Origin of the sequence: Nostoc sp. (assembly GCF_036919595.1) — a bacterium.
GTDB lineage: Bacteria > Cyanobacteriota > Cyanobacteriia > Cyanobacteriales > Nostocaceae > Nostoc.
In genome coordinates this window covers 1-11,337 of sequence record NZ_JBALCO010000108.1, presented here as the reverse complement: position 1 = coordinate 11,337, position 11,337 = coordinate 1, and the positions used below count along the sequence as shown (strand labels likewise).

General features: G+C 41.9%; 13 protein-coding genes. 6 read left to right on the top strand and 7 right to left on the bottom strand.

What is annotated here, in order from left to right; all coding sequences use genetic code 11:
- Positions 1-89: 89 nt before the first annotated feature.
- The 5 genes from V7K21_RS16995 to thiD all read right to left on the bottom strand — a co-directional run bounded on the left by V7K21_RS16995 (position 90) and on the right by thiD (position 3,134).
- Positions 90-401: a hypothetical protein gene (locus tag V7K21_RS16995; protein WP_335176163.1), complete on the bottom strand. Its 312-nt coding sequence runs from the start codon at positions 399-401 to the stop codon at positions 90-92.
- Positions 402-428: 27 nt separating this feature from the next.
- Entirely contained in the window at positions 429-557 is a 129-nt protein-coding gene (locus V7K21_RS16990) for a hypothetical protein (RefSeq protein ID WP_335176161.1), read from the bottom strand.
- Between the two features lie 260 nt (positions 558-817).
- Positions 818-1,156: a P-II family nitrogen regulator gene (locus V7K21_RS16985; protein WP_012410794.1), complete on the bottom strand. Its 339-nt coding sequence runs from the start codon at positions 1,154-1,156 to the stop codon at positions 818-820.
- A 357-nt stretch (positions 1,157-1,513) separates the two neighbouring features.
- On the bottom strand, positions 1,514-2,122 hold the full coding sequence (locus V7K21_RS16980) for a hypothetical protein (RefSeq protein ID WP_335176159.1): 609 nt from the start codon (positions 2,120-2,122) through the stop codon (positions 1,514-1,516).
- 190 nt (positions 2,123-2,312) lie between these two features.
- A complete protein-coding gene (gene thiD, locus V7K21_RS16975) occupies positions 2,313-3,134 on the bottom strand; it encodes a bifunctional hydroxymethylpyrimidine kinase/phosphomethylpyrimidine kinase (protein ID WP_335176165.1) in 822 nt (273 codons plus the stop codon).
- 697 nt (positions 3,135-3,831) lie between these two features.
- Here thiD and V7K21_RS16970 point away from each other — a divergent pair.
- The 4 genes from V7K21_RS16970 (at position 3,832) to V7K21_RS16955 (ending at position 7,207) form a co-directional block, all read left to right on the top strand.
- A complete protein-coding gene (locus V7K21_RS16970) occupies positions 3,832-3,981 on the top strand; it encodes a hypothetical protein (RefSeq protein ID WP_335176157.1) in 150 nt (49 codons plus the stop codon).
- On the top strand, positions 3,968-4,108 hold the full coding sequence (locus tag V7K21_RS16965; RefSeq protein ID WP_335176155.1) for a hypothetical protein: 141 nt from the start codon (positions 3,968-3,970) through the stop codon (positions 4,106-4,108). The genes V7K21_RS16970 and V7K21_RS16965 overlap by 14 nt, the downstream gene beginning before the upstream one ends.
- A 186-nt stretch (positions 4,109-4,294) precedes the next feature.
- Complete coding sequence (locus tag V7K21_RS16960; RefSeq protein ID WP_335176153.1) at positions 4,295-6,697, top strand: choice-of-anchor D domain-containing protein; 2,403 nt, start codon at positions 4,295-4,297, stop codon at positions 6,695-6,697.
- Between the two features lie 132 nt (positions 6,698-6,829).
- Positions 6,830-7,207: a hypothetical protein gene (locus V7K21_RS16955; protein WP_335176151.1), complete on the top strand. Its 378-nt coding sequence runs from the start codon at positions 6,830-6,832 to the stop codon at positions 7,205-7,207.
- Between the two features lie 63 nt (positions 7,208-7,270).
- Here the strand turns inward: V7K21_RS16955 and V7K21_RS16950 are convergent, their stop codons facing one another.
- Complete coding sequence (locus tag V7K21_RS16950; RefSeq protein ID WP_335176149.1) at positions 7,271-7,705, bottom strand: hypothetical protein; 435 nt, start codon at positions 7,703-7,705, stop codon at positions 7,271-7,273.
- Between the two features lie 121 nt (positions 7,706-7,826).
- On the opposite strand from V7K21_RS16950, the gene V7K21_RS16945 reads away from it, so the two are divergent.
- Together V7K21_RS16945 and V7K21_RS16940 are read left to right on the top strand one after the other, a co-directional pair.
- On the top strand, positions 7,827-9,677 hold the full coding sequence (locus V7K21_RS16945) for a S8 family peptidase (protein WP_335176147.1): 1,851 nt from the start codon (positions 7,827-7,829) through the stop codon (positions 9,675-9,677).
- A 73-nt stretch (positions 9,678-9,750) separates the two neighbouring features.
- Complete coding sequence (locus tag V7K21_RS16940; protein ID WP_335176145.1) at positions 9,751-9,984, top strand: hypothetical protein; 234 nt, start codon at positions 9,751-9,753, stop codon at positions 9,982-9,984.
- On the opposite strand, the gene V7K21_RS16935 is transcribed toward V7K21_RS16940, so the two are convergent.
- Positions 9,971-10,294, bottom strand: a complete 324-nt coding sequence (locus V7K21_RS16935; RefSeq protein ID WP_273769266.1) for a thioredoxin family protein — start codon at positions 10,292-10,294, stop codon at positions 9,971-9,973. The genes V7K21_RS16940 and V7K21_RS16935 overlap by 14 nt on opposite strands.
- Between the last annotated feature and the right edge of the window lie 1,043 nt (positions 10,295-11,337).

Genomic DNA, 11,337 nt, shown 5'->3' with positions numbered 1-11,337 from the left:
GCATGGTCTTAATCTCCTCGAAGTTATTACTGATGCTTTAGAAGGTAATGTCTCTGTTTTCCTTTCCTCTATTACTACTAGCTAGGCAGTTACAAGTAATCTACATAAACGAGATTCTTAGTAGATTCTAAAAGGGAACGATAGCAATATAACTCCAGAATCATAAGTCCTTGAGTAATCGCTTCGCATTCTAATGCGAGCCTTTCATAATTTGGCGTTGAAAGCTTCAAAAATTTATCTATCCATGACCAATGGCTGTCTTCTTCAGATGAGTTTTGAAGTCTTTGTTTCCAAAAGGTTTCAAAGTCTGAAATATGTTTAGAAGATAGATTATATAATTCTGCTTCAACTAAGGCTGAGTCTTTAACACGGAATAAGGGGAGCTTAACAATCGCATTCAAGGCAACAACTCACAAGTTTGAATTAAGCTAGACAAGTATAAGTTCAGATTTCTTCTCGTCTCCAGTTTCAAAGTAAAATTTTTCACCTTGCTCTATACGCTGCTCAATCAGCCCCATCATCCGTAAGGCTTGCCGTAACACAGCTGACTTATTCATATCCTTTTTTTCACTAAGACTATTTAGTAGCTCAAGCTCAGTGTCCGACAAGTTAAGCGTGATTAAAGTTTTTTTGCTCAAAACATTTTTACCTCTGTTCTTATATATAGATTATATATTAAATATATATAGTACATACGTTCTATGTCAAGAGTAAAGCTAGTTTTTGTCGTAGCCTGTAGCCAGTAGGACGTGGGAATATGCCTATATGTGACTTATTGAGTCATATATAGGCATATAGTTCAGAAGCTTATCAGCACTCAAACCGCTTCTGTGTTCTTTTCCCCGGTACGAATCCGAATCACCTGTTCAACAGGCGAGATGAAAATTTTACCATCGCCGATTTCACCAGTGCGGGCAGCGGCAATAATTTTGTCCACTACCATATCAACCTGATTGTCGTCAACTACGATTTCCACTTTGAGTTTTTGGAGAAACTCAACTGTGTACTCAGAACCGCGATACCGTTCAGTTTGGCCTTTCTGCCGTCCGAACCCCCGGACTTCAGAAACAGTCATGCCAACGATACCAGCGTTAACTAAGGCAATTTTCACCTCATCTAGCTTAAATGGGCGGATAATAGCTTCCACTTTTTTCATCTTCTTGACTCCTGACTTCTACTAGCTTCGTTTATATATCTAACCAGATCCGCTGTCTGAAGCTGTAACTAGCAGTGCTTTTCCTAAAACATATGTAATAATTACCACTTTTTTAAAGTGTAGATGCTTTGCCTGAGGGTTTGGGACATGAGAAGCGGCAAGGATTTATAAATTGGATAATATTTGAGGTTTTAACATAGAGAAGTTGCTGTCAAGTTAGCATTTTTTATAGCTTTTATAATCTAAAAATAAATAAATTCCGTCATTTAGCAGATATGGTCAGATATTTAGAGAGTAATTGCAGAGAAATTGCTCGGTAGCCCGAAACCATGCTGCTGTTAACTGTGTGAGTGTCAACTAACGTTTCTGATGTTCAAACAAGGGACGCACAACGAAATATCCAGCACTAAAGGCAGTAAGCATAATTAACAAGATGGTGATAATTAACCACCAGCCATTAAGTCCCTTAGCATCTGGCTCAGTAGTGGAATAATAACTTACTTGTTGCTCTTCTATAAAAATTGGTTCTGGTATCGGGAAATTTATTTCCATTACAGGTGGAGAAAAGTTTTGGCGGCGGCTTTTTTCGGGTGGGGCTTTGGGGACAACAGGTGGAGATGGGCGAGAAACCTGCTGAGGTGGACGCGCTTGGGTTACTGGCTGTTTGGCACCACTTTTCATGTAGCCAGGAGCTTGGGGGACTTGGTGATAACTAGGTGTAGCATGGGAATCCACAAACTTTTGCAGGTGAGAAAAAGACTCAACAACTTTGGCAATTTCTTGGCGTAGTAGTTGATTTTCTTGTACTAATTGCTGATTTTTGGTGGTAAGTGCATCTAGCCTCGCCTGTGTTGCTTGCAACTCTGTTGACAATTCCCTGTATACAGATAATGGTACAGAGGCAGGGTAGGCTTGAGTAGTCGGTGTTGGCGAATTTCTGTGAACAGAACCTATGGTTGTTCGCATCGGGAGCTTAGTATTAAAAATCAAGGTAATTAGATCGTACAGAGATGCTAACAGAGATAGTCAGCCCTGAAACTATGCCCAAGAATAATAGAAAAATGCTGAAAGGGCAAAAATTTCTTATTTACATTTTGGATATGGTCAGTAGTCAGTAGTCAATAGTCAGTTAACAGCTTGATAACTAATCACGAGGTTAATTTCGCAACAATGGGAAGAAGTGTCCTACAGGACCTTGCCCTTCGCCAATATCTAGGGCGTAAGTAAGTGCAGTAGTGACATACTCCTTTGCCTGTCGCACCGCTTGCCACAAGTCTTTTCCCTTAGCCAGATTAGCAGCGATCGCAGCCGATAGGGTACAACCAGTGCCGTGGGTATTTTTTGTCTCTACTTGCTGGCAAGTCAAAACTTCCAATTTGTCCCCATCAAACCAGATATCAACACCACGTAAATCTCCCTGCATACCTCCGCCCTTAACTAAAACAGCCCTCGTCCGTAAAGTCTTGTGGATAATTTCAGCAGCGGCTTGCATATCCTCCAAGGAATTAATTTGTAAACCGCTCAAAATCTGGGCTTCATAGCGATTGGGCGTGATGATAACTGCCTTGGGAATCAGGGCATGGCAAAGAGTCTTCACAGCATCATCATCAATCAATTGTGCCCCCGTACGTGACACCATTACTGGATCAACTACTAGATTATCGATTTGTAAAGCTTCCACCTGCTGGGCAACAGCAAAGATAATTTCCTGATTAAGCAACATTCCCGTTTTGGCAGCTTGTACGCCAATATCCTCAATTACTGCCTGAATTTGCGCCACAACAGCCTCTCTTGGCATGGCATCAACCCTGCTCACTCCTAGAGTGTTTTGTGCCGTGACGCAGGTTATAGCGCTAGTACCGTGAACACAGTGAAAAGCAAAGGTGCGTAAATCAGCTTGAATTCCTGCGCCGCCACCGCTATCTGAGCCAGCAATGGTTAAAGCAACAGGTACCCTGGAGTTTATTTCAGCGTTCATATTATGAAGATTACTAGCGAGATGGTAGTTGCTTGGCGATCGCTTGTTTAAAAATTCGGTTGTGAGTTTTACAATATCTGACCACAAGCTGCTTTACCTCTGTGCTCTTGCGGCACAACCGTTAAGTAAGGTTGAGACTCCGCTTCATCAATCTAGTCAGAGTAATATTTTACGCAACTAGATTTGAGAGAAAGCTGAAGTAACTCTAAAATTGCCATATATGGCATTCCAATTGATTCTAGCGTTTGGTGCGACTCGATTATAAGCAATGCCTTGTGGACTAACGCCGAGCAAATTGAAAGAAACTTCATCAAATCCTTGTACAAAGCGCTCTCCATCCCCATATTACCCTGTAATTTGACAATACTTTACACCACACTCCCGTAATATTTTGCTCCATGTTGTAAAAAAAAGAACAAAAAACAGGGTATTCACTGATATCAATTGCTCTTTGTGAAGGTTAGTTTTAACTAAGTTCACAAAGCTTAATTACACGGCTTAGAAAAGCTTCGACTAAGTTGTTACATTAGTCTCCTTAAATTAAAGGGTCAACCTACTAAAGTTTCAACAAATTAAGCTTTGACTACTGTAACTTTAAGTCCCTAGTTATTAGCCAGGGGTGCATTTTACTATGTCGATTTGGCAACCTCGTGACTTCAGACAACGGATAAAGTTCAGAGGAATTAACATTCCAAATATGATTACCGTATCGAATATAGCAGATAGCAAAGCTGTTTTGCAAAGAGCAGCGATGTCTACGACGGGCTACGCCTACGCCGCTGCTAGAGATGAAGATCCGATTCAATTCGACTTCAGCTGTGGCAATTCATTGGATGTCAAACAATAAGCTCAAAGAAGACAGGAAACTTCTCCGGCTCCACATTGAATGTCTACGTGCTAATCCTCCGATTACCCTCAACAAAACCCTGACGGTTGACGGTATCAATACCCCTGGTTTAACCATCAACGGTTGACAGGATAAAAATTTTTCAGTTTGACAACAGCTTTTTTAAGATCGGCGCGATTTCAAGTCGCGATCGGACAACTGTGACTGTCCTGAATAGTCCAGACAGATAACTCATTCAAACAACTACTTAGCAACTGAGTTTGTTGCTGAGAGTGTACTACCAATTCCCCTTACATATATTCGGAGTAAACCTATGGCTGGCAAAACATACTACGTTTCTGGAACAGGCGATGATAAAAAAAATAATGGCCTGAAGGAAGGAGCCGCATTTCGCACCCTCCAAAAAGCCGCAGACTTGGTGCAGGCAGGTGATACCGTCTATGTCATGAATGGTACTTACACCTCATCTTATGCAAATATCCTGAGTATTGGAAATAAACAAGGTAGGGCTGATGCACCGATCACATTTATTGCATATCCTGGACACACACCTGTTATAGAAGCACACAGCAACAATTGGAATGCTATATCAATTACAGGCTCTTCATACGTAGTAATTGATGGCTTAACATTGGTAGGAGCACGAGATGAAATTACATTAGAATATGCGCTCCAACAAAAAGACAATTTGAATAACCCAGCAACATCTGGTAGTGGTATTAGTATTAACAAGAGTAGTCCAACTCAACGGTCATCCCATATCACACTTATTAATAACAAGATTTCTAAGTTTCCAGGAGGCGGGATTGGTGCAGGAGAAGCTGATTATATTACAATAAAAAACAATATCGTTTCTGGAACCTCTTGGTATTCACCCTACGGAACTCAAGGAATCACAGTAGGGCATCTTTGGAACTCAGATAATAATGTAAAAGATTACAAAGTAATTATCCAAGGAAATTCTTCTTTTGATAATAAACAATTAGTCCCTTGGTATCAAGCAGGAAAAATAACTGAGGGTCATGGAATAATGCTTGACACTTCTTATATTGGAAATGTTGCCTACACAGGGAAAGCCTTAATCAGCAACAACTTAATTTACAACAATGGTGGAGCAGCTATTCAGATTTTCAAAGGAGAAAACCCTGTAGATATTGTAAATAATACAACTTACCACAACTCACGAATAATCCCAGACGGAGAAATTTTTCTTAACGGTGCTAAAAATGTTCGGGTCTATAACAATATTATGTATGCAAGCACAGGAGGGTCTACCGCTTCCATCAATTCTTCTAGTAATGTTTCATTTAACAATAACCTTGCTTATAACGGAGCATTTGTTGGCCCAGGATCAGGAAATATTTTAAACAAAGACCCGTTGTTTGTTGATGCAGCAAATGGTGACTTTCGGCTCAAACTTGGAAGTCCTGCGATCGATACTGGTTCCAATGCCTTCAATAGCATCATTAAAACTATTCCCCAGGATGGGGATGGTAATGGCATTGCAGGGACTGATATTGGTGCATATGAAGCCCCCCGCAGTACCATCGCTACTCCAGAAATTCAAGTTCTCAATGGCACAGTTGATATTGCAGATGAGAGCACCAACGCCATTGACTTTGGCGACACCACTGTTGGTAACACCCTGACCAAAACCTTTACTATTAAGAACACCGGTGTAGCCACACTCAACCTGAGTAATCTCAATCTTCCCAACGGATTTAGTTTAGTCGGAACTCTTCCAGCTAGCGTAGCTGTTAATGCTTCTACCACCATATCGGTGGCACTCAATAGCACTACACCCGGCACCTATAGTGGCAACTTCAGTTTAAACAACAATGATAGTAACGAAAGCCCCTTTGACTTTGCTATTAGTGGCACAATTAAACCCGCTCCTGCTCCAGAAATTCAAGTTCTCAATGGCATATTTAACATTCCAGATGGGAACACCAGCGCTATTAACTTTGGCTACACCACTGCTGGTAATACCCTGACCAAAACTTTTACTATTAAGAACATCGGTACAGCCGCACTCAACTTGGGTAATCTCAAACTTCCCGACGGATTTAGTTTGGTGGGAACTCTTGCATCTAGCGTGGCTGTTAATGCTTCCACCACCATATCGGTGGCACTCAATACTGTTAAAGTCGGTACCTATAGTGGTAGCCTCAGTTTAAACAACAACGATAGTGACGAAAGCCCCTTTGACTTTGCTATTAAGGGTACAGTTGGACCTGCTGCTGCCATAAAGGGTACTTCAGGAAATGACCAACTTTCCGGAGGTGACCCAGACGATCAGATCTGGGGAGAAAATGGTAATGACCGACTTTACGGCAATGGTGGCAATGACCTGCTTTACGGCGATAACGGTAATGATACCCTGTTCGGCGGTCTTGGCGATGACCAACTCTACGGGCGTGCAGGCAACGACTGGCTTTACGGTGGTAAAGGCAATGATGTGCTGACTGGGGGCTATGATAATGACACCTTTGTATTAGCTTCTGGTGAGGGTACAGACACCATTACTGACTTTGAACTGGGTAAGGACAAGATTGCCTTGTCAGGTGGTCTCCAGTTTGGTCAATTGTTGATACAAAAACAAGGAAGTCAAGCCTTCATTGTGGATAGTTCAGACAATCAAGTGTTGGCGAAGTTAGATGGGGTTAGTGCAACAACGCTCTTAGCTCAGGCTTCTACAACTTTTATAACTATTTGATTGTGTTTTCCAATGGCCAAGCCTCGTCACAGCGGGTATAAGTGTGTAGGGGAATAACTAGAGAGAAAAGATTTGGTATTGAGCACCTAAATTTATTTTATGGGGTTTCTCTACACTTTAATCCCTGTCAAAGTGACTGCAACTTTTATTCTACTTAAGGAGACGGATTTACCCCTCGATATCGCAGATATGACGACAGTGACAACCACTCAAACTGCCACCACCCATGATCGCACACATGGACTCCAAACAATACAAGTTCTTCATCGACGATCGCTCCACTGGAAACGCTTATTTCCCTTAAAGTCTTTTAGCAAGAACAGTAGAAGCCCCACACCCACTAAACGGGGTGTGGGGACGGCAAACGAGAGCAACTCTTACCCGTCTAAAGCTCAGAATGAATATCGAGCCATGACTGATATTCATTCTGGGCTGTTTTGGTTGTTGATATATTCCTTAAGCTTTGATATTGTCACACCATTGCAACTAGCGACACAAATAAATAAATAAAAAACATCCCATTGCAAACAGGGAAGAAGTTGCGATAATTTATTTTTTGTAGTTCCAAAATAACTACTGATTTTGTTGCGATCGCAAGTCTTCTAATACCCCCTGTAAAAACTTACCCCATTCCGCCGCCAAAGGGATTTCTGTAAATGGAACGCGCACTGAGTTAGTAGATTCGGAAAATAAAAATTCTAACTCTATAGAACGACCTTTATTGGGTATATTTTCTATATCAACTGATTTTTCATCTACTAAAAGGTGGATTTGTTTGACATCAAGCAAAGAGAATGTTTCTAGTTTAATAGGCCCTTTAGGCGTGGGTTTTCCCCAAGTTAGATTGTTGCCTTTTTGACCTAATACAGCATAAATATCGTACTTAGCCCGTTCAAATTGCTCTGCCCAAGTGCGATAGGCTTCAACTTTTTGATACTCTTTCGAGCCTTGCCATGTCAACCAGAAAAACATTACTAATAGGGGCAACCACAAAAGACCACGTTCCATCGGTTAAAAAAGTCCTGAGTAATGAAGTGAAACTTGTAACTAAAAGAGCAAAATCCACCCATAAAGGATGGAGATAAGTTATGGTAGTGAGCAAACTGGCAAAAAGCGGTGATGAGTTAATATGAGAAAACTTATATTATTGTGCTTGTTTGTCATTGGGCTGGGATCTGCCATATTTGGTTTCCTGAATTTCCAGGGAATGGCAATTAAAGGAGAGTTTGAGACGATTTTGCTTGATTTTCGGGAAGATATTCCATCACTTGTGGTGGAACAGAATCTGCAAGCGATCACCAAACAATACAACGTTACACCCCAATTAGACAACAAGTTTTCCAAAAAAGATAATGTGTATATTGTCAAAGGCGATCGCCAGCGACTCCAAGAACTGAAAAAATCTCAATTTGCCCAAGCTACAGAATTTATTGAGCCAAATTACATTTATAGAAAGATTCCCCAACCAGGTCAAGCCGCAAGGCTTGGAGAATTTTTGAGACCCCAAGATGATGATGAGACAAGCCCCTCATTAACTGGCCCCAATGACCAATATTACAGCAAGCAGTGGAACTTGCACCAAATCGGCATTGAAGGCGCATGGAGTCAAACCAAAGGCAGTGGTATCACAGTTGCAGTAATTGACACCGGGATTACTAAGGTGCGGGACTTATATGAGACAAAATTCGTCAAAGGCTATGATTTTGTTAACGACCGAGAAGAAGCCAAAGACGATAACGGCCACGGCACTCATGTTGCCGGAACTATTGCCCAAGCCACAAATAACAAATATGGCGTAGCTGGAATTGCCTATGAAGCCAGTCTGATGCCGCTAAAGGTGCTGAGTTCATATGGTGGCGGTACTGTTGCCGATATTGCCGAAGCAATTAAATTTGCTGCTGATAAAGGCGCAGATGTAATTAATATGAGCTTGGGTGGTAGCGGTGAAAGCAAGTTGATGAAAGAAGCGATCGAGTATGCCCATAGAAAAGGTGTAGTTATCATTGCCGCAGCGGGGAATGAAAATACCAATGGGGCAAGCTATCCAGCCCGCTATCCCTATGTCATCGGCGTTTCCGGAATTGGCCCAGATGGGGAAAAAGCACCCTATTCTAACTTTGGTGCTGGGGTAGATATCTCTGCTCCTGGTGGCAGTGAAGCTGGTAAAATTCTCCAAGAAACTATCGATGAAAACGGCGAGGGAGTATTTCTTGGCTTCCAGGGTACAAGCATGGCTTCCCCACACGTTGCTGGTGTTGCGGCATTAATCAAAGCTGCTGGCATCAAAGAACCAGATGAAGTTTTAAAAGTCCTCAAGCAGTCGGCGCGAGTTATCCAGGATGATGGTTTGAACTATTATGGCGCTGGACAACTCAATGCAGAAGCAGCAGTCAAACTAGCCTTTGCGGGGCAAATTAGTTTCCCAGATTTCTTCCGGTGGTTACGCGATAACGGCTATCTTAACCCCGGCTTTTGGATTGATGGTGGTGCGATCGCACTCTTACCCAAGATATTAATGGTAGTTGGTTCCTATCTACTGGCTTGGTTTTTACGGGTTTACTTCCCCTTCACTTGGAGTTGGTCTCTATTTAGTGGACTAATTGCTGGCAGTTCGGGGTTATTCTTCCTCAAGGGAATCTATATTTTTGACCTTCCCCAGTGGCCTTTCCGGGTTTTGGGCAGTTCAATTCCGGAACTAGGCAATACCCTCCAGGGAACTAATGCGTTCAATCCCCTGTTTGCCAGCGTACTGATTCCCATTGTCTTAATGGCATTGCTGCTGGGACATCCTAGTTGGAAATGGTTTGCCATTGGTTCAACCTTAGGTGTCGCAGCCTGCTTGACGGTAAGTGCGTTTTTTGATCCAGCTGTTTGGGGTTTGGGAAGTGGTCACTTAGCACGTCTTTTCCTCATCACCAATGCCCTAATCTGTTATGGACTTGCTCGTTTAGCATTGAAAAACGAAGAAAAAATAGCATAGAAGGGGAGAGACGCGATTAATCGTGTCTCTACTCCTAACTCCTAATTTACTATTCCTCCACTCAGCACCGTTTATGAGCATTACACTTACAGGTACAATTCAACGCCGTGATATTGGCACAGGCGCATGGGCCTTAGTCACAGAAGAGGGCGTTACTTACGAAATCCTTAAAGGGGCAGACAAAGACTTACTCAAAGCTGGACAGAAAGCAAAAGTTAAAGGACAGGTGCGTGAAGATATCATGACAACTGCCATGATTGGACCTGTCTTGGAGGTCAAATCTTTTGAGGTAATTAGTTCTGATTAGCTGTGGAATTCAGAACCTCTTGAAGACGGCTTCTAAACTCCCCTTTGGGATGACCTCCTTTTACCTCACCCACAATCAGAAATTCTCCTTCTGGAGAATTGCAGATGATGTAAGTAGGCCATCCCATTTCTGATTTATCAGGATACTGAGTTAATAAAATCTTGCGATACTTGCGGTAAGCAGTCGTATCCTGCATTTTCACATCGATAAATTCTAAACCCAGTTCTTCAGCCACCTTTTTGTCATAAAAAGACATTTTGTGGCAAATGCCGCACTCTTCTGAAGAGAACTTAATTACAGCTAAACTTATGGGTTGGCGACTCTTAGGTTTTAGGCGAGTTATTTTAGCATAATGCTATGAAATGTTACCACATAGCTGGTCATTAGTGTCAACTTAAGGCTAAAATCCTGATTTAATATCTTTTCTTCCTTCCCTGCTTCTAATAGAGAAGGTAATTTTTTGGGAGGCAGAGCCTCCAGTACCGCATTACCAGGCTGAACTTGGGAACGATAAATATACAAATGTAGTCGGCGATGAAGCTCTGATTCGGAAGTTGAAAGCAGTGATTGCTGGTAGACAAACAATTAAACGCGAAAATATAGAAAAAAAATTAAAAATGTGATTAAATATCATAGCAATCATTTTGGTGTGGCATCTCTAGCTCACAATAAAAAGAAAGCGATTTAGGAATTGAGTGAGCAGCTTATGCTCTATCCTGGCAACAGGAGGATACTCAAGGTCTACCAGCAGTAGCAACAAGAGTTGTGGTGCATTTCAGTTAGATCGGTAGGAAATGCTAGGGCGATGTCTAAGGACAAGCCGCTACGCCAAAAAAACCCCCAGTGGGCGTTAGCCAACCAGGGGAGTTAGTTATCAGGGTGCATCTACCAATTAAATGTACTCAAGTTGAACACTATACTCCGGATAAATTTGTACAAAGGTCTGTTATTTTTTTAAATAAAAACCCCCCAGTGGGCGTTAGCCAACCAGGGGAGTTAGTTATAAGGGTGCATCTACCAATTAAATGTACTCAGGTTGAACACCATACTCCGGATAAATTTGTACAAAGGTTAGTTATTTTTTTAAATAAAACCCTCCAGATGGTGTTATCTTACTAGGGGAGTGAGTGATCAGGATGCATCTACCAGTAATCTTTTCTAGTGGCAGCAGTATCTTCCTGAGAAAATGGTAAAAATCAGGGTTGATGGCGATGTGCTAAGACGGGCGTAGCTCGGCAACTAGAAAAAAACCCCTAATGGGTGTTAGCCAACCAGGGGAGTTAGTTATCAGGTCACAGCTACCAATAATCTTTTCTAAAGTAAATGGGTAGCTATCGGATAAATTAGCAGAGG